At 55.5% G+C, this 19,194-nt stretch carries 17 protein-coding genes; 11 read left to right on the plus strand and 6 right to left on the minus strand.

Annotated features, from left to right (window positions below):
* The first annotated feature begins 532 nt into the window (after nt 1–532).
* Nucleotides 533–811, plus strand: a complete 279-nt coding sequence (gene ychH, locus ACL2XJ_RS21320) for a stress-induced protein YchH (RefSeq protein ID WP_132921656.1) — start codon at nt 533–535, stop codon at nt 809–811.
* Nucleotides 812–989: 178 nt separating this feature from the next.
* Here the strand turns inward: ychH and prs are convergent, their stop codons facing one another.
* From prs to lolB, 3 genes are all read right to left on the minus strand, one after another.
* Nucleotides 990–1,937 carry a ribose-phosphate diphosphokinase gene (gene prs / locus ACL2XJ_RS21325; RefSeq protein WP_132921655.1) on the minus strand — a complete coding sequence of 316 codons (948 nt, stop codon included), beginning with the start codon at nt 1,935–1,937 and terminating at the stop codon, nt 990–992.
* A gap of 95 nt (nt 1,938–2,032) precedes the next feature.
* Nucleotides 2,033–2,893, minus strand: coding sequence for a 4-(cytidine 5'-diphospho)-2-C-methyl-D-erythritol kinase (ispE, locus tag ACL2XJ_RS21330; protein ID WP_413724426.1), 861 nt, complete (start codon nt 2,891–2,893; stop codon nt 2,033–2,035).
* Nucleotides 2,890–3,513, minus strand: a complete 624-nt coding sequence (gene lolB / locus ACL2XJ_RS21335; RefSeq protein ID WP_203521472.1) for a lipoprotein insertase outer membrane protein LolB — start codon at nt 3,511–3,513, stop codon at nt 2,890–2,892. Before lolB ends, ispE begins: the two co-directional genes overlap by 4 nt.
* A 242-nt stretch (nt 3,514–3,755) precedes the next feature.
* Between lolB and hemA the strand changes: the two genes are divergently transcribed.
* The 5 genes from hemA (at nt 3,756) to kdsA (ending at nt 8,955) form a co-directional block, all read left to right on the plus strand.
* On the plus strand, nt 3,756–5,042 hold the full coding sequence (gene hemA, locus ACL2XJ_RS21340) for a glutamyl-tRNA reductase (RefSeq protein ID WP_132921652.1): 1,287 nt from the start codon (nt 3,756–3,758) through the stop codon (nt 5,040–5,042).
* Between the two features lie 32 nt (nt 5,043–5,074).
* Nucleotides 5,075–6,157 (plus strand): peptide chain release factor 1, encoded by a 1,083-nt coding sequence (gene prfA, locus ACL2XJ_RS21345; protein WP_132921651.1) that lies wholly within the window; start codon nt 5,075–5,077, stop codon nt 6,155–6,157.
* The gene (gene prmC / locus ACL2XJ_RS21350; RefSeq protein WP_132921650.1) at nt 6,157–6,990 is read left to right on the plus strand and encodes a peptide chain release factor N(5)-glutamine methyltransferase; all 834 of its coding nucleotides are present in this window, start codon (nt 6,157–6,159) and stop codon (nt 6,988–6,990) included. The genes prfA and prmC overlap by 1 nt, the downstream gene beginning before the upstream one ends.
* Nucleotides 6,991–7,174: 184 nt before the next feature.
* Complete coding sequence (gene sirB1 / locus ACL2XJ_RS21355) at nt 7,175–7,984, plus strand: invasion regulator SirB1 (protein ID WP_203521469.1); 810 nt, start codon at nt 7,175–7,177, stop codon at nt 7,982–7,984.
* Nucleotides 7,985–8,100: 116 nt separating this feature from the next.
* Nucleotides 8,101–8,955: a 3-deoxy-8-phosphooctulonate synthase gene (kdsA, locus tag ACL2XJ_RS21360; protein WP_413724427.1), complete on the plus strand. Its 855-nt coding sequence runs from the start codon at nt 8,101–8,103 to the stop codon at nt 8,953–8,955.
* 203 nt (nt 8,956–9,158) lie between these two features.
* Here the strand turns inward: kdsA and dauA are convergent, their stop codons facing one another.
* Both dauA and chaA read right to left on the minus strand, forming a co-directional pair.
* A complete protein-coding gene (gene dauA, locus ACL2XJ_RS21365; RefSeq protein WP_413724428.1) occupies nt 9,159–10,871 on the minus strand; it encodes a C4-dicarboxylic acid transporter DauA in 1,713 nt (570 codons plus the stop codon).
* A 199-nt stretch (nt 10,872–11,070) separates the two neighbouring features.
* On the minus strand, nt 11,071–12,162 hold the full coding sequence (chaA, locus tag ACL2XJ_RS21370; protein WP_132921646.1) for a sodium-potassium/proton antiporter ChaA: 1,092 nt from the start codon (nt 12,160–12,162) through the stop codon (nt 11,071–11,073).
* A gap of 396 nt (nt 12,163–12,558) precedes the next feature.
* Between chaA and chaB the strand changes: the two genes are divergently transcribed.
* Entirely contained in the window at nt 12,559–12,789 is a 231-nt protein-coding gene (chaB, locus tag ACL2XJ_RS21375; RefSeq protein WP_413724429.1) for a putative cation transport regulator ChaB, read from the plus strand.
* A gap of 347 nt (nt 12,790–13,136) precedes the next feature.
* On the plus strand, nt 13,137–13,838 hold the full coding sequence (locus ACL2XJ_RS21380) for a gamma-glutamylcyclotransferase (RefSeq protein WP_132921644.1): 702 nt from the start codon (nt 13,137–13,139) through the stop codon (nt 13,836–13,838).
* A gap of 106 nt (nt 13,839–13,944) precedes the next feature.
* Here the strand turns inward: ACL2XJ_RS21380 and ACL2XJ_RS21385 are convergent, their stop codons facing one another.
* Nucleotides 13,945–15,240: an acyltransferase family protein gene (locus tag ACL2XJ_RS21385; RefSeq protein ID WP_132921643.1), complete on the minus strand. Its 1,296-nt coding sequence runs from the start codon at nt 15,238–15,240 to the stop codon at nt 13,945–13,947.
* Between the two features lie 682 nt (nt 15,241–15,922).
* On the opposite strand from ACL2XJ_RS21385, the gene astA reads away from it, so the two are divergent.
* The 3 genes from astA (at nt 15,923) to spy (ending at nt 19,173) form a co-directional block, all read left to right on the plus strand.
* The gene (astA, locus tag ACL2XJ_RS21390) at nt 15,923–16,969 is read left to right on the plus strand and encodes an arginine N-succinyltransferase (RefSeq protein ID WP_413724430.1); all 1,047 of its coding nucleotides are present in this window, start codon (nt 15,923–15,925) and stop codon (nt 16,967–16,969) included.
* 20 nt (nt 16,970–16,989) lie between these two features.
* On the plus strand, nt 16,990–18,315 hold the full coding sequence (astB, locus tag ACL2XJ_RS21395) for an N-succinylarginine dihydrolase (RefSeq protein WP_413724431.1): 1,326 nt from the start codon (nt 16,990–16,992) through the stop codon (nt 18,313–18,315).
* A gap of 366 nt (nt 18,316–18,681) precedes the next feature.
* Nucleotides 18,682–19,173 carry an ATP-independent periplasmic protein-refolding chaperone Spy gene (gene spy / locus ACL2XJ_RS21400; protein ID WP_132921640.1) on the plus strand — a complete coding sequence of 164 codons (492 nt, stop codon included), beginning with the start codon at nt 18,682–18,684 and terminating at the stop codon, nt 19,171–19,173.
* The last annotated feature ends 21 nt before the right edge of the window (nt 19,174–19,194 follow it).

The following is a 19,194-nucleotide window of genomic DNA, read 5'->3' on the forward strand; positions in this document are numbered from 1 at the left end:
TGGCGGGACCTTCACGAACCCTGGCAGACGTCCCCGGATCGCAATAAAAGTGCAATAAGACAGGTCCTATTGTGTATAATCAAAACTACCCCTCGGCAGAGCTAACACCACCTTCAGTGAGTGCCGGAGATAAGCGCCGGAGAGGGGGCCCCTTTTAAGCCTCGGCCTTGTGCCGGGGCTTTGTTTATCAGGCGATTGCGCCTCACTCTCAGGCGGCCAATGAATCTGGTTAATCGATGCATCCGTTACCTTTTGATACACTCTATAATTTGATATGTCTTGGCTGACATAATTTTATTTCTGTTGCCTTGGCGAGGACAGGGCCTTTCTGTGCCCGGGCCTTTTAATGACTGCCAATTCGCCGTATGGCATGGACTGAATTGAAAACTGAAAAGTGTTTAATTGTATGACCAAATCTTGACATTGTGATCGCAGGCACGATGTTCATCGCCCCTTGCTGACTATACTTTAACCAGTAGGACTCAATGAGATACAAGATTGCCGATTTCATTGATGAACCCGGAGGTGGACGATGAAACGTAAATCAGCATTAATGATGGGTAATGGTTTAATGGGCGTCGGGATGGTCATGATGATAGCCGGGCTCGCCTGTTCAGTCATGAATCAATTACCACAATTACATATGAATCCGCTGCTGGCCAACGGCGCTATCATGGGCATATTTATCGGAGCGCTGCTGTGGTTGACCGGTGCCCGTGTGGGCGGCCATGAACGCGTCACCGACCGTTACTGGTGGCTGCGCAGGTTTGACGAACGCTGCCGCCGCGCCGGCCATCATTTACCCAAATAACCAACCCCTGCATCGTTGATGCCATAGGGTTGCGCAATCATCATGACTTGCGCCCGAAAAGCGTAAGAGCTTGTCCCCTTGTCCCGAACTTGTCTCGCAGGTTCGGGCTGATTTTTTTTACGGGCGGGTCCAGAGCGCCCGCCTAGCGCAAATTTTTACCGTTTAAAACCCTGCTGCATCAATGCTCAAACATGGCGGAAATTGATTCTTCATTGCTGATACGGCGTATGGCTTCAGCCAGCATGCCTGACAATGTCAAGGTACGGACATTGGGCAGGGCTTTGATAGCGGGCGACAAGGGAATCGTATCGCAAACAATCACTTCATCAATAACCGAGCTTCTGATATTGTCAATGGCATTGCCGGAAAAGATAGGATGGGTGGCATAGGCGAAAACACGCTTGGCGCCACGATCCTTCAGCGCTTCAGCCGCCTTGCACAAGGTGCCGCCGGTATCGATCATGTCGTCAACCAAAACACAGTCACGGTTCGCCACGTCGCCGATGATATGCATCACCTGCGAAACATTGGCGCGGGGACGGCGTTTATCGATGATGGCCATATCGGTATCATTGAGCAATTTGGCAATAGCGCGGGCACGAACCACGCCGCCGATATCCGGTGAAACGACGATGGGGTTTTCCAATTCCTGCTGCAACATGTCTTCCAGCAGGATCGGGCTACCGAACACGTTATCCACCGGCACATCGAAAAAGCCCTGAATCTGTTCGGCGTGCAGGTCAACCGTCAGAACACGATCGACCCCCACGCTTGACAAAAAGTCGGCCACGACTTTTGCGGTGATGGGTACCCGGGCGGAACGTACGCGACGATCCTGGCGGGCATAGCCAAAGTAAGGGATAACGGCGGTGATGCGTCCGGCGGAAGCCCGGCGCAACGCATCGACCATGACCACCAGTTCCATCAGGTTATCGTTGGTTGGCGCACAGGTGGATTGGATAATGAAAATATCCCCACCGCGCACGTTCTCATTGATTTGCACGCTGACTTCGCCGTCGCTGAAGCGACCCACAGCGGCGTCCCCTAGGCTGGTGTATAAACGGTTGGCAATACGTTGTGCTAGTTCCGGGGTGGCGTTACCAGCAAAAAGCTTCATATCAGGCACGAGAAGAACCTCAGGCTTGCGTCCAGAGAAGGTATTGCACAGGATAACACTCGGGACTGGAGCGCCATACGGGGCAATGCCACACGGGTAAAATCTCAATTCGCCCCGGCCAACGCGTCATATAATGGAGAAACGTTGACGCCACGAGTTACAAAACCATGCATCCATGCCGGGGCTTGCTCAAGCACCTGGCGGGCATCGGTCTCGGTATCGAATTCAGCGAATACACAAGCGCCGGTGCCAGTCAGTCGCGACGGCGCGTATTCTAACAGCCATGAAAGATGCTGTTCAACCTCGTAAAAATGTTTTCTTGCGATTGGTTCACAAACATTCTGAAACGGCTCACGTAATAAGGTCTCCAGAGAGCGTGCCGGCGAGTCTCTTTTCAACGCCGGATCGGCAAAGATAACCGGGGTGGAAACGGACACCGGCGGCATCGCCACCAGATACCATTTCTCCGGCGGCGAGGCGGGGGTCAATATTTCCCCGATACCCTCGGCAAACGCCGCGCGGCCCCGCACGAACACCGGCACGTCGGCGCCCAGGCATAACCCGAGACGGGCCAATTCCATGTTATCCAGCCCACATTGCCACAAATTATTGAGGGCTACCAGCACCGTTGCCGCGTTGGATGAGCCGCCCCCCAATCCGCCCCCCATCGGCAGCCGTTTCTCCAACCATATATCGGCGCCGGGCCGGGAAAATTTATTTTTTGCCGCAAGAGGATGGCGCCGCAATAATTCCGCGGCCCGCACGATGAGATTATCCTTTGCCGCCACGCCGGGAAGCGGAGTAAGCAGCCGAACGACGCCGGTGTTCACCGGCTCGATGGTAAGCTGGTCGCCGTAGTCGAGAAACTGAAACAGCGTTTGCAGCAGATGGTAGCCGTCGGCCCGGCGACCGGTGATATAGAGAAATAAATTGAGTTTGCCCGGTGACGGCCAGCGATGAATCATTTCAGGTCCCAGCTATCCATTCTGAGCTTGATCCGCTGATCGCCCTGGCGAAGCTCCATATTGGCCGGCATCGCCGGCTGCGTGCCGTCGCGATAGTCCTGGTAGGTCACCGTCCAGGACTGCCCGTTCCGGCTGTAGTTAACCTGCTTGAGCAATCCCCTGTCATCCAGGGTGAAGTCCTGCGCGTCCCCCGGCAGCCCGAGCATCCACTTGCGAAGATTATCCAAAGGGATGTCCATCCCGGTCAGCTTATGGATCATCAGCTGGGCATCGTCGCTAACATATTTTTTGCCCTCGCTGTTAATCACCTGGGCCACGCCTGGCTGAACGCTGAGATCCATTTCGGTGCTGCCCAGGGGACTGGTGAGCAGCAGCCGATAGCGGTCGGGACCGGTTTGCTGCCAGTTGAACCGGGCATAGACCTTTTGCCGGGTGGAAATATAGGCAAAGGAACCGCGGGTTTGATAATGCGTTAATTGTGATACCGCTTGTTCATGTTGCCGCCATTCCGGCGAGGTTTGGCTCTTTGCCGGACCGGTGGGCGTATGAACGCTACACGCCGCCAGGAGCAGGGCGGCCAGCGGGAGGACCCGGAAACAGGCTGAAATACGCTTCGGCATGGGGAACAGCTTCCTTAATTATTTGTTGGTTTTATGGTTTTCATCACGCTAACGGACCGCTAGGATAGCGTCAATTTCTTTGATAGGTGGTATTTTAATCCCACACAATATATATAGTTTAACAAGCTAAACAGTCTAATGGTGCGAAAATGCGGTGCGACTTTTATTGAAAGCCGGCATCAAGTAGAATGCACCTAAACCATAACCATACAATTACTCGTATTATTTATCAGCCGTATTCTATGACTTTGCTGGCCTTAGGCATCAACCATAAAACAGCGCCGATCGCACTTCGCGAGCGGGTGGCATTTGCACCCGATACCCTTGATCAGGCCCTGGCAAGCTTGCTTCAGCAGCCGCTGGTGCAGGGTGGTGTCGTGCTGTCCACGTGTAACCGCACCGAATTATACCTCAGTGTGGACCAGCAAGAGAATCATCCGCAAGCGAATCCCCAGGAAACCGTTCTCCAGGAAAAATTGATACGATGGCTGTGTGATTATCACCAACTTTCCCCCGAAGACCTGCGCCAAAGCCTGTACTGGCGCTTAGGCGATGAGGCGGTCAGCCATCTGATGCGGGTGGCCAGCGGGCTGGATTCGCTGGTGCTGGGTGAACCGCAGATCCTCGGGCAGGTAAAAAAAGCCTTTGCCGATTCCCAGCGCGGCCATGTCCAGGCCGGCGAACTGGAACGGATGTTCCAGAAAGCCTTTTCCGTGGCCAAGCGGGTACGCACCGAAACCGAGATAGGCTCCAACGCCGTGTCGGTGGCCTTTGCCGCCTGTACCCTGGCCCGGCAGATATTCGAATCCCTTGCCGAGGTGACGGTGCTGCTGGTGGGCGCGGGTGAGACCATCGAACTGGTGGCGCGGCATCTGCGCGAACATAAGGTCAAATCCCTGATTATCGCCAATCGCACCCTGGAGCGGGCCCGGCGCCTGGCGGATCGGGTGGGGGCCGAGGTTATCGGCCTGGAGGATATCGACGATATGCTTGCCAAAGCCGATATCATCATCAGCTCCACCGCCGGCACCCTCCCTATCATCGGCAAGGCCATGGCCGAGAGGGCCATGAAGCTGCGCCGAAATCAGCCGATGCTGCTGGTGGATATCGCGGTTCCGCGGGATATTGAGCCGGACGTGGGCAAGATTCCCAACGCCTATCTTTATACGGTGGACGACCTGCAGGCCATCATCGAAAAAAACATGGCTCAGCGGCAATCCGCCGCCGTCAAGGCGGAAGCCATCGTTGAGCAGGAATGTCTTGATTTCATGGGCTGGCTGCGCGGGCAGAACGCGGTGGAAACCATTCGCGATTACCGCAGCCAGGCCGATACCCTGCGAGCCGATATCGAGGCGCGCGCCCTGGCCGCCCTTAGTCTCGGCGCCGACCCGCAAGACGTGATCCGGGAAATGAGTCATCGCTTGACCAACCGCCTTATCCACGCTCCAACCAAATCGCTGCAACAGGCCGCCCGCGACGGTGACGTCCAGCGGCTGCAAATCCTGCGGGACAGTCTGGGACTGGACTAGCTCATTATACTTACAAGGTAAAACCACCATCCATGAAGCCTTCTATTGTTGCCAAACTGGAAGCGTTACAAGAGCGCCAGGAAGAAGTCGAGGTTCTCCTCGGCGATCCCGGCGTCATTACCGATCAGGAGCGTTTTCGCGCGCTGTCCCGGGAGTATGCGCAACTGACCGATGTTACGGCGTCCTTTCAGCGCTGGCGGCAAGTGCAAGACGATATCGACACGGCTGAAACGCTGCTGGACGATCCGGAAATGCGCGATATGGCGCAAGATGAGCTGAAACAGGCCAAAGCGTTGCAGGAAGAGCTGGAGCGTGAGCTGCAGCTGCTTTTGCTGCCCAAGGATCCTGATGACGAACGAGGCTGCTTTCTGGAAGTCCGTGCGGGCACCGGCGGTGACGAAGCCGCCATCTTTGCCGGCGATCTCTTTCGCATGTACAGCCGTTACGCCGAAGCGCGCCGCTGGCGTATCGAAATCATCAGCGCCAGCGACGGCGAGCAGGGCGGTTACAAAGAGGTCATCGCCAAAATCGAGAACGACGGCGCCTACGGCCAGCTTAAATTCGAATCCGGCGGCCACCGGGTACAGCGGGTGCCGGAAACCGAATCCCAGGGCCGCATTCATACCTCCGCCTGCACGGTAGCGGTGATGCCGGCCATTCCTGAAGAAGAGTTGCCGGTAATCAACCCCGGCGATTTGCGCATCGACACCTTCCGTTCCTCCGGCGCCGGCGGACAGCATGTCAATACCACTGATTCCGCCATCCGCATTACCCACTTGCCCACCGGGCTGGTGGTGGAATGCCAGGATGAGCGCTCACAGCACAAGAACAAAGCCAAAGCGCTGGCGGTGCTGGGCGCCCGCCTGCGTGCCGCTGAAATACACCGGCGCCAGTTGGAAGAGGCGTCGACCCGCCGTAATTTGCTGGGCAGCGGCGACCGGTCCGATCGCATCCGCACCTATAATTTCCCGCAGGGGCGGGTGACGGATCATCGTATCGGCCTGACGCTGTATCGGCTGGATGAAGTTATCGAAGGCAAGCTTGATATGCTTATCCAGCCGATTATGCAGGAGTATCAGGCCGATCAGCTGGCGGCGCTGGCGGATCAGTCCTGATGGAGATACGCGAGTGGCTCAACGTCGCCACCCGGCGACTGGCGGCGGGGGAAAGCCCCAAACGGGACGCCGAGATTTTGCTCGGTTTCGTGATGGGCCGCCCGCGTACCTGGCTGCTGGCCTTTGACGAAACGCCGCTGACGCCGCCGCAGGTTTCCCTGCTGACGGACCTGCTGGCGCGGCGCGAGGCCGGCGAGCCCATCGCTTATCTTACCGGCGAGCGGGAATTCTGGTCACTCAGGCTCAAAGTCTCGCCGGTGACGCTGATACCGCGACCCGATACCGAATGCCTGGTTGAGCAGGCCCTGGCGCTGGTGCAAGAACCGCAGGCGGATGTGCTCGATTTGGGCACCGGCACCGGCGCCATTGCGCTGGCGCTGGCGAGCGAACGTCCGGGCTGGCGGCTCACCGGCATCGACGTGCAGGCCGGAGCAGTGGCTCTGGCGCGGGAGAACGCGCGCAGCCTCGGTTTGACCAATGCCGCATTCGCAACGGGAAGTTGGTTTAAATCATTGCAGGGACAGCGCTATACCCTTATTGTGAGTAACCCCCCCTATATTGATGCCGAAGACCCGCATTTAGGCCGTGGCGATGTTCGTTTCGAGCCGCGCGGCGCACTGGTGGCGGCGTCATCGGGGCTGGCGGACCTGGCGAGCATTATCAACGGCGCCGGCGGTCATTTGCACCCTGGGGGCTGGCTGGCGCTGGAGCATGGCTGGCAACAGGGCGAGGCTGTGCGCGGCCTGTTGTCCCGGGCCGGTTTTGATCGGGTAGGCAGCCGGAACGACTATGGCGGCAATGAACGTGTTTCAATGGGACAATGGCCGGTGTGAGACGCCGATCATGACGACGATGATGGAGCAATGATGAGTGCTTACATGGCAATCAAGTACTTTCATTTAACGACGGTATGGACCTTCCTTTCATTTTTTTCCCCGCGCTTTTACCGGCGCTGGCCCGTTTTTATATTTATTACCGTCTGGCAACCAGCAAACAGCCTTTGCTGACAGGATTACTATGAGTAATATTGCGGATTTTGAATACAACCTCTCACCGCTTAGCGAGGGTGTCATGCGTATCTCTCTTGCCATCCGCCAGGACTTCCCCGCCGAGAGCGTCCGCCAGCAGCTGGCAAAGCTGACAGGAGAGGCGCGGGAATATATCCCCGAGGATATGCGGCCGGACCAACAGCTCGATTTATTGCTGAATCTATTTTACCGAATCTGGGGCTTTGGCGGAGTGGGGGGCGTTTACCGTCTCTCTGACGCGCTATGGCTGGATCGGGTGCTGGAGCGCCGCCAGGGGCTGCCCACCTCCTTGGGTATCATTCTGCTGCATATCGCCCAGGGTCTGGGAATTCCCCTGTTGCCGGTAATATTCCCCACCCAGATGATCCTGCGCGCCGGTTGGCTGGACGGCGAAATGTGGCTTATTAATCCCATCAACGGAGATACCCTGGATGAACATACCCTGGACATCTGGCTGCGCGGCAATATCGGCACCGGTATAGAGCTGGTGGACGAAGACCTGGAGGAAGCGGACAACGGCACGGTGGTGCGAAAACTGCTGGATACCCTGAAATCCGCGCTGATGGATGAAAAACAGATGGAGCTGGCACTGGGCGCCAGCGAGGCCATGCTGGAATTCGATCCCGACGATCCTTATGAAATACGCGATCGCGGTTTGATTTATGCGCAGCTGGAATGCGATCATGTTGCATTATCCGATCTCAATTATTTCGTTGAGCAGTGTCCTGAAGACCCCATAAGCGAAATGATCAAAGTACAGATCCATTCAATTGAGCAGAAATCGGTGACGCTGCATTAATATCTATTACGCTATACCCTGGATAATTCGAGTTGCGGCAAAGCCCGCGTGCCCGCAACTTGGAGTCTGACGGCTATATAGCGCCGCGGTTCGATTTATGATAATAAGGCCCTGATATGAAGCAAAAAACAGTTAATATTGGCGAAATTCCCGTAGCAAACGATCGCCCCTTTGTCCTGTTCGGCGGCATGAATGTGCTCGAGTCCCGCGAACTGGCTATGCGTATCTGCGAACACTACGTTACCGTCACGCAAAAACTCGCCATACCTTACGTGTTCAAGGCATCATTTGACAAAGCCAACCGCTCCTCTATCCACTCCTATCGCGGTCCGGGGCTGGAGGAGGGCATGAAAATCTTCCAGGAGCTCAAAGCGCAGTTCGGCGTCAAAATCATTACCGACGTGCACGAAGCGGCGCAGGCGCAAATAGTGTCCGAGGTGGTGGATGTGATTCAGCTGCCGGCGTTTTTAGCCCGCCAGACCGATTTGGTGGAGGCCATGGCCCGCACCGGCGCGGTGATCAACGTGAAGAAGCCGCAGTTTATCAGCCCTTCCCAGGTGGGAAATATCGTCGATAAATTTCACGAAGCCGGTAATGACCAGGTTATCCTGTGCGACCGCGGCAGTAATTTCGGCTACGACAACCTGGTGGTGGATATCCTGGGTTTTAACGTGATGAACCGCGTTTCCGGCGGCTGTCCGGTGATTTTTGACGTTACCCATGCCCTGCAAACCCGCGACCCGTTCGGCGCCGCTTCAGGCGGTCGCCGAGCACAGGTGGCGGAACTGGCCCGCGCCGGCATGGCGGTGGGCATCGCCGGCCTGTTTATCGAAGCGCATCCGGATCCGGAGCATGCAAAATGCGATGGCCCCTCGGCTCTGCCGCTGGATAAGCTTGAGCCTTTCCTGGTGCAGATGAAAGCCATTGATGATCTGGTGAAAAGCTTCCCGGCGCTGGATACCAGCCGGTAAGATAAGCGGGATACCTAGGCCGGCGATCGTCGATCGCGCAATGAACGTGTTAACGGGAAACCGTGCTGATGGGATCGAGGCGGGCGTGGTTTTACCGCCCGCCGGAGCGCCCCACAGCGCGGTAAGCCCACCATCACCGTACGTGCACCAACCCCGTTAAAGAGAGCTCTCCCGTGGCGCGCTGCGGATCGGAATACCGCCTATCAGGCGACGGCGGGCTTTGTTTCCGCCAGTTCCTGCAAGGCCTGGGTCAGCGTCGGATAAAACGCCAGCCGGCCCTCGATGGGATGGATATTGGCTCGGGCCAGGGTTTTCAGCGGCCCAAAGGGAATATCAGTGACGATAAGCTGTTTATCCGCCGCCAGGTGTTCACTGAAACGCACAAACGCCTGCAGACCGCCGGCATCCAATACCGGAACCGCATCCCACTGCAGGACAATAAGCCGATCGTCGCGGGTCAACACCGCCAGTTCATCAAAAATGCGCTCGGCGGCGGCAAAAAACAGCGGCCCGTTAATCCGGAACACCCGATATTGCCCGGCGGCGCTTTGCGGCAGCTCGCTGATGCGGGTCATACTGGCGATACGGCGCATAAACAGCAGCGAAGCCAGGACAATACCCACGGTGATGGCGATGACCATATCGAAAAGCACCGTCAGGGACATACACAACAGCATGACCGCGATATCGTCCTTCGGCGCCCGCCGCAGCAGGTAAATAACCTTGCGAGCCTCGCTCATGTTCCAGGCCACCAGCAGCAGCAGGGCCGCCATGGCCGACATCGGCAGATAGGACAAGGCGGGAGCCAGTATCAGCAGCGCCAGCAGCACCAAACCCGAATGGACCAGCGAAGAGATCGGCGACGTCGCGCCGGCCCTGACATTGGCCGCCGAACGCGCGATGGCGGCGGTGGCGGTAATGCCGCCGAAAAAGGGTGCGACGATATTTCCCAGGCCCTGGCCAATCAGCTCGTTATTGGACTGATGTTTAATGCCGGTCATCCCGTCGAGCACCACGGCGCATAATAACGATTCAATAGCCCCCAGCATCGCCATGGAAAACGCCGCCGGTAAAAGAGCCGAAATGGTGTGCCAGTCAAACGCCATTGGCTGGCCGTGGGCATCCGGCAGGTTCCAGGGCAATATCCACTGCGGCAAAATGGGCGGGATGCCCTGACCGTGGGCGCCGTTTGCCAGCACATAACCGAACCGGGTACCGATAGTGGCCACCGGCAAATGAAATGCCCATAGCACCACCATGACGCCGGAGCCAATCAATAGCGCCGGCAGGTGCGCCGGGAGACGGATACCCAGGCGCGGCCAGTAGACCAGTACCGCCATGGTGGCCACCCCCACCAAGGTGTCGCCGAGGTTGAAGGTGGGTAATGCTCCTACCAGCGCCGCCAGCTTGCCGAGATACTCCGCCGGTATCGTGTTGAGCTGAAGACCGAAAAAATCCTTTATCTGCATGGTGCCGATGGTGATGCCTATGCCGGAGGTAAAACCCAGCGTCACCGGCAGGGGAATAAATTCGATAAGCTTACCCAGCCGGGCGAACCCCATAAACATCAGGATCAGTCCGGAGAGCAGGGTGGCAATGAGCAATCCCGCCAGGCCGAACTGTTGCGACACCGGATAAAGGATCACCACAAAAGCGGCGGTGGGGCCGGAGACGCTGAAGCGCGATCCGCCGAACAGGGCGATAATGATACCGGCAACGGCGGAAGTATACAGACCGTATTGCGGCGCGACGCCGCTGCCGATGGCCAAAGCCATGGAAAGGGGGATGGCGATAATGCCGACCGTGACCCCGGCGATAGTATCTTTGATAAGGCGCTGTAAACTATAGGGCTCTTTCCAGCAGGCTTCAATAAGGGCACTGAACGGGCGGATACCGGTAAATATATGACTTTTCATTGGAACGACGAACCAAAACGTAACTGAGGCGGGCCGTGGGTCCGTCTTGAAGAAGTACTAAAATAACAGTTTTTACAAGGGTAAAACCAGTGAAAACTTTATCGCGCCTGAAAAAAGAGCCTTCTCCCGGCCCGACGGCCGGGGATGTTAACGGAATATCAAGAGTTGGGGCCCGCCAGGGCCACGCCGGAAGAGGGGGTCACAGCATCAGCGTCATCAGGTAGGCGCCGAATAACGCTAAATGAGCGGTGCCGTTCAGCACGTTGGTGCGCCCGGTGGAAAATGAGATTTGACACAGAATCAGGGCGGTGGACAGTACCACGATTTGCGACAGATCCAGTCCGAAGGCCAAGGGATGGTCGGTGAGGATGGAGATCACCGTCACCGTCGGCACGGTAAGGGAGATGGTGGCCAGTACCGAGCCGAAAAACAGATTCATTGCCCGCTGCACCTGGTTTTTCAGCACAGCCTTGATGGCACCTAATCCTTCCGGCGAGAGGATAAGCAAGGCCACCAGAAAGCCGGTGAACTGCGGCGGGGCATTCAGATCGCCAAGCAATTGTTCCAGCGGCCCGGCGTTGAACTTGGTAACCGATACCACCGCCAGCAAATGAACGATTAACCAGCCGGCATGCCATGTGGAGCTGTGGGCGGAAGGCTTACCGTGGGCATCGTCGTCGCCGTCTTCATGCTCATACACGAACCATTTCTGGTGCGTTTTGGTTTGGATGACCAGGAACACGCCATACATGGCCGCGGAAATCGCGGCGGCGAACAGGGCCTGGGCCGTGCTGAAATTACCTTTCGGCAAGGCGGCGGGCAGCACCAACACGATAATCGCCAGCGGCACAATGGCCATCAGGTATTGCTTGATACCCGCCAGATTAACGAACTGGGTGGCGAACTTGCGTCCTCCCAGCAATAGAGAGAAACCCACCAGGCCGGTGGTGACAATCATGATGACGGAAAACAAGGTATCACGCATGATGGCAGGCGAAGCGTTGCCGGTGGCCATCAGCGCTGAAATCAGGCTGACCTCGAGTATCACCACCGACAGGCTTAATATCAGCGAGCCGAAGGGCTCGCCCAGCCGGTGGGCCAGCACATCCGCATGGCGCACCACGTTAAAGGCGCTCACCAGGATAGCCGCCAAAGCCAGCAGATTGATAACCAGAGTAGCGTAAAAAGTGGAGGCGGAACCCCAAAATATCAATATTGCCAGCGCGGCGAGGGGAAATAACAGGGTATATTCTTTATGGCGTGTTTTGATCCCTTGTTCGGACGACTTCATAATAGGTAATCTCCTTGCAGGTAAGGCTGGTTACCGGACGGTGAATTAATCGGGTTTCAGCATTTATCGTCTGGAGAATATTACCAGAAAACAATGCGAAATATGTCAAGATATGTATAAAATGAACGTTAAAAAAATATAATGGGCGAAACCGGTAAAAAAACCTCTTTTTCATCGCAATTTAATAGAATGAACACATATTTGATATATTAAAAATATTTAATTATTTGCTATTAAACGGCATGTTAGACCAAAAAGTCGCTGAATCCACTTGTCAAATACAATTCCCAATCTGCCGGCTTAAAAAACCGCTTCTTATAATACGTTGCCGCCTGCCGTTTGGCTTACGCCGGCATTTGCCGCTACACTTTAAAGAGATTGAGCCAGGAGGACCCTATGCCTTACAAATCTAATCATTCATTACCTGACAGCGTCAGTCACGTTCTGCCAAAACACGCCCAGGATATTTATCGCGAGGCGTTTAATCATGCCTGGGATCAATATGAGGAAAAGGCCGAACGCCGTGGAGACGAATCCCGCGAAGAGACCGCTCATAAAGTGGCCTGGGCTGCGGTAAAACACAAATACCAGAAAGGTGAAGACGATCGTTGGCACCCTAAATCATAACCCGCGCCCGCAGTGATATCCATACTAACCCTTTTCAAGCCCTGGCCGTTGTCCGGCATCTGCCCGCAATAGCGTCTATTCCCTGAAACATGCCCCGGCGATAGGGATTATCGCCGCGGTTCAAATCGCCATGCCGTTGGCCTTACCCGCCTTTTAATTCATTTACGTGCTGATTAGCACGGCATAAACATAGTGTGACACAGATCAAGCTTGATAATAGGGTAAGAAACTTATATGGTCATTTTAATAGTGTTTTATTAATGAGCTATTACATGATAAGGAATTCAAATATTCAACTGGCGGCTTTACCCTGACGGGCGGCGTATGTGGTTAGGAGAATATCATCAGTGTTAACGCGTGATTTCCTGCAAAAAGCTGATTGTAAAACTGCCTTCGGCATCATTGAAGAGGCATTGTTGTTAACACCAGAGCAGCGTCGCGCTTCCTTGCAAAGCACGCTGGAGCGTCGGCCGGATAATAGCCCGGTGTGGATTTTCGGTTACGGTTCCCTGATGTGGAATCCCATATTCGAGGCGGAGGAGGTCCGTCCCGCAACGTTGTCGGGCTGGCACCGCGCTTTTTGCCTGCGTTTGATCGCCGGGCGCGGCACCGTTGCCCAGCCCGGGCGGATGCTGGCGCTGAAAGAAGGCGGGCAAACCACCGGCCTGGCCTTTCGGCTGCCTGAAGATCGTTTGCATGAAGAACTGGAACTGCTGTGGAAACGGGAGATGCTTACCGGTTGCTACCTGCCGACCTGGAGCGAACTGACGCTGGAAAACGATGAAAAGGTCACCGCGCTGGCATTTGTCATGGATTCCCAGCACCCTTTCTTCGAGGCGGATACCCGTTCCCAGATTATCGCGCCGTTAATCGCCTGCGCCAGCGGTCCGCTGGGCACCAACGCACAATATCTGTTCGCGTTGGAGCAGGAGCTGAATAACTACGGCATGCATGATGAATGCATGGTTGAACTGGTGCATCAGGTCCGGCAACTGCTGCGTGGCAAATCCGCCATCAATCAGAACTTGTTTGACGGTCCGCCGTTTTAACGTTCACTTCAATCAAAACCTGTTCGCAGGTTCTCCGTTGACGCCTTGGCACGCTCAGAGGCCCGGCCGCTGTAGCCGGGCCTCTAAACCGATTGCGCCTAGACCCTTAGGAATTTGAGGTTCCGGCCCTGCTCAGCCGGGGCATCGGCGGGCTTTTTTCCAGAAAGCGCGTCACCAGGCTTTTGCGCATGCGGGTCACGAACTGCTCCTGGAAAACCACGCATACCATGATGGTCAGCACCAGATAAAGAGCATAGCCGCTCAGGGACAGCTGCACGTTGCCCGCCGCGGCGATGCTTCCTTCCCAATCACTGAAACAGGCCGCGGGGTTGCCGCGGAAAAATTGTTCCAGGGTACGAAAGAGATTAAACAAAGGAACATGCAGGGCGAACATCGACAGTGAGGCGGCGCCGAGCCGGGGCGACCAGCGTTGCAGCCAGGCGCTTTGCGGCGTGCGGGCCAGGGCGCAAAGATAGATCAGGGCTATTTGGGACGGCAGCAGCAGGCCGTTATGCAGCAGGAAATACCAGAATTTCGCCCCGTGGGTGAACAGTACCGTGGCGGCCAGGAAACAGCAGACGATAAAAATCACCAGGGCCCGGCGTTGCCATATCGACATGAACTGTTGCCGGAGCCGGGCCCGGCGGAATAGGGCATAGCCCAAAATACCGCCGAAGAATTCCGGTATACGGAAAAGAGGCACCCGTTGCAGCATGCCGGTGTAAGGTACGCCGTAGAGATGTTTCCAAATGACCCAGACCGGCGGCAGCAGGTAAAGGATCCAGATAATGGCCAGCCACGTCCAGGTCCGCCGGGCGTTCATCAGGCGCGGGGCAAAATAGGGAAAGAGAATATAAAAGAAAAACAGCGTCGATAGCGACCACAGGGGCGCATTGAACGTCAGGAAGTAGGGATTCCAGGCCTGCAGCAGGAAAAGCTGCAGTAAACTGTTAAAGGCCAACTGGATATTATCCATGTAATGCTGGAACAGCTCCGGGTGGGTTCGTCCCAGGATTTCATTAGTGTCGTAAACCACAAACCGCACGCTGCTGCCGGGCCCATCCGGCGGAATGGCCAGCCACTGCATCAGAGCTATCACCAGAACCGACGACACCAGGGCCACGATATGAATGGGATAAAGATTGAATAAGCGCTTGGCCCAAAAACGCGGGGCCGGGTCGCGCAGGGTATTACCCCGCACATAGACGTGGGCAAGCAGGAAACCGGATAATACAAAAAAACTGCTGGTGGCGAAAAAACCCATACTGGTCAATTCACTCAGACCGAAAATTCCTTGGAACTGCGGATAGTTATGGGAAGTATGGTAAAGCATGACATAACAGCCGAGTAGAAAGCGCAGCCATTCAAGGCCGATAAAACGTTCTTTTTCTAATGGTTTCATAAAAATCTCTCCGGGCTGAGGCCTTGTCTGGCCAATCAGTGGCGGGCAGGTGTCAGTAACTACCTAGCAGAAAAACAATTCTAGTTTAAAAATATTAACTGTCTTATGGGTGGCCCGGCTGAACGCTTGTTATCCATTTATTCAACGTCCCGGCCATCGCGGCGATGTTGAGTCCGACACTTGATCGGCAGCGGAAGAGGGCAGCGATTCCCGTTTCCTCTCGCCATATCGTCGGACCACAATCCACTATCCCAGCGCAAGATGACAGTTTGGTTACGGTAACGGCCGCTTTTATTACCAAACTTGTCAGGCGCAAACACAAATGCGGTGCGTTCTGCTCATGGCTTCGCTCCAAAAGGATTATCCACAGCGACGGTCCGCAAGGCTATGGGACATTTCCTGAACCCGGCACAAACATCCCATCATGGGCCGTCTGAAGTTGATCTTGTCTGAACGAGAATATCAGGCCGTGCATAATTTTTCGGATTCAAAACGAAGAAGGGGGCTTTATGCATTATATTCATTTTTTATGCAGTAAAAGTGAATAATATTGTGAAGTAAGCTATTGTTTTAAAAGAACCAGAGTTTTTTTATTCATTGGTATTACGTTGCTGGCATGTTTTGTACGGATTATACTCATCCTAAGCGATGGGCGAATTTCCGCGTCTTGAGGACTCTTATCATGATGACGATCCGTCCGGTGGAAGCCGGCGATTTAATGGATATAATGAGTCTGGCGGATAAAACCGGCGCCGGGCTTACTTCCCTCCCCACCCACCGGGACGTGCTGGCCGCCCGTATTGATCGTTCCTTGCGCACTTGGCAAGGCGCGGCGGAACGCGCCGAGCAGGGCTACCTGTTTGTGCTGGAGGACAGCGAGCGCCGCAAAGTGGTGGGCGTAAGCGCCATTGAAGCCGCCGTGGGCCTGAATGAACCCTGGTACAATTTTCGCGTCGGCACCCTGGTCCACGCTTCTAAAAGCCTGAATGTCTATAAAGCGGTACCGACGCTGTATCTGAGCAACGATCATACCGGCCAGAGCGAGCTCTGCACATTGTTTCTCGATCCGGATTACCGTCACGGCACCAACGGTCAGTTACTGATGAAAGCGCGCCTGCTGTTTATGGCGGCGTTCCGGCAGCATTTTGCCCAGCGGGTGATAGCGGAGCTGCGCGGCTATTGCGATGAGCAGGGACATTCTCCTTTCTGGGCCAATCTGGGCCAGCATTTCTTCTCCATCGATTTTGCCCGGGCGGATTACCTGAGCGGTACCGGCAGCAAGGCTTTTATCGCCGAACTCATGCCTAAGCATCCTTTATATGTGGATTTCCTGGCGCCGGAGGCCCGTGCGGTGATTGGCAAGGTACACCCGCACACCGAGCCGGCGCGGGCGGTGCTGGAGTCTGAGGGACTGCGTTATCAGGGGTATATTGATATTTTCGACGGTGGTCCGGTTCTTGAAGCTGACATCGATAATATCCGCACGGTGCGGGAAAGCCGGCTTTGGGTCACTGCGTTATCGGAAGACGCCGGACCGGACCGGGACGCGCCATGGTATCTGCTGGCGAATGACGATTATCCCGCTTACCGGGTGGTAGCGGCACAGCCGAGACCGGAACGGGACCGGCTGATGATCAGCGCTGAAATCCATGCCTCCCTGCGCCTTTCTCCCGGACGGCAGGTGAGGGCGGTGCCCGTCAGGCTGCCGTCCGGGACGGCACAGACATAAGGGTGATTATGAAGCGAAGCATGGAAGTCAATTTTGACGGGCTGGTGGGACCGACCCATCATTACGCCGGGCTGTCGTTCGGGAATGAGGCATCCACCCGTCACCGCAATCATGACGCCAATCCGCGCCTGGCGGCTCAACAGGGTCTGTTGAAAATGAAATCCCTGTCTGACGCCGGCTTCCCGCAGGCCGTGCTGCCGCCCCACGAGCGGCCGCACTTGCCCGCCTTGCGGCAGTTGGGTTTTAGCGGCACCGACGGGCAGATATTGGCCGCCGCGGCCCGATATCCGCAGTTGCTGTCGGCGGTCAGTTCCGCCTCCGCCATGTGGGTCGCCAACGCCGCCACCGTCAGTCCGTCGGTGGACAGCGCGGACGGCCGGGTGCATTTTACCGTCGCCAACCTGAACAATAAGTTTCATCGGGCGCTGGAAGCCAAGACCACCGGTGCCGTTCTTGCGGCGATATTCGCCGATAGCCGCTATTTCCGGCATCATCCCCCCTTGCCGTCCGTGGCGCTGCTTGGCGACGAAGGCGCGGCCAACCACAGCCGTCTGGGACGTTATGATGAGCCGGGCATCCAGCTGTTTGTCTATGGGAAAGACGGCTACGGTGGCGGCGCGGAGCCCGGCCGTTATCCCGCCAGACAGACCCGCGAGGCCAGCGAAGCCATCATCCGCTTGCATCAACTGGCGCCGGAGCGAACTTTGCTGGTGCAGCAAAATCCGGCGGTAATCGATGAAGGGGTTTTTCATAACGATGTGATTGCGGTGAGTAACGAACAGGTCTTGTTTTACCATCAGCATGCGTTTATGGACGGCGTCTCGGTACGCGATCGGCTCCGGCGCCGCCTGGCCTTGCTGCAACAGGACTTCCTGCCTGTGGAAGTGCCCGCGGATCGTGTTTCCGTGGCCGATGCGGTGCAAACCTATTTGTTTAACAGCCAGCTATTAAGCCGGCAAGACGGGCATATGACGCTGGTGGTGCCTGAAGAGGCCCGCCGCAACCCTGGCGTTTGGCGTTATCTGGCAGAGCTGGCGGCGGAAAACGGCGTTATTGATGATATCCGCGTAGTGGACCTGCGGGAGAGTATGCGTAACGGCGGCGGGCCGGCATGCCTGAGATTAAGGATCATTTTGACGCAGGATGAGTACCGGGCGGTGAATCCGCGGGTACTCATGACTGAATATCTGTTTTTGCAATTGAGTCAATGGGTGGACAGGCATTATCGCGACCGCCTGAATCAGCAGGACTTGGCCGATCCCGCTTTATTGAATGAAGTTCGTACCGCGCTGGATGAATTGACCCAATTGCTTGATTTGGGGTCCGTCTATCCTTTCCAGCAATAGGCCGGTATATATTTCAGCGACAGCCTTGACTTGTACGAGTAAAAGGTAACATCCATTTCCGACGGCAAGAAAATTGTAATAACAGATGTCGTCAGGGCTCCCCAATGGTATTTTCCCTGGTAGGAATATGATTTAATCGTTATGATATAAATCAATGCAATAGATATTATTTTGACGGATCTCATTACGAATATCCGACACAATCTTCATGATTTCTCCACGATCGCGTTAAAAGTGAATCACAGGCTTTAAGTTATTTACGCATAATGTCATTACTTTAAGTTATCTAGAGTAGACTTGTTTCTGTAGCGCACACTGTCGCTAAGAAAAGTTCCCGACAGAATATAAGCAGACATTGAGGAAATTATGCGTAAATTAACCGCTTTATTCATGGCCACTACCCTGGTATTAGGTTCAGCTCAATTAGCCTCCGCCGCCGATACCACCACCACATCCACGACGACTACCGATGCGCCGGCTAAAGGCGAAATGATGATGCACCATAAGGGTAATCATCATGGACCAATGATGGACATGATGTTCAAGGGCTTGAAATTGACCGAACAGCAGCATCAGCAGATGCGCGATATTTTCAAGGAAACCCGCAAAGAAGTGAATATGCCTTCTGCGGCTGAACGTCAGCAAATGCACGAGATCATCGCCTCGGACAGCTTTGACTCCGCCAAAGCCCAGGCATTTGTCACTGCCCAGTCGCAGGAACAAAACCAGCGTATGCTGGCTCGGCTTGAAATGCAGAACAAAATGTATAATGTCCTGACCCCGGAGCAAAAAAAGGAATTTAATGCCAAATACCAGCAGCATGCGGAAAAAATGGCCCAAAAGGATGCTGCTAAATAACCCCCCGGTTTTTGAGTAGAA

This window comes from Sodalis sp. RH16, assembly GCF_047324245.1.
Taxonomy (GTDB): domain Bacteria; phylum Pseudomonadota; class Gammaproteobacteria; order Enterobacterales; family Enterobacteriaceae; genus Acerihabitans; species Acerihabitans ligni.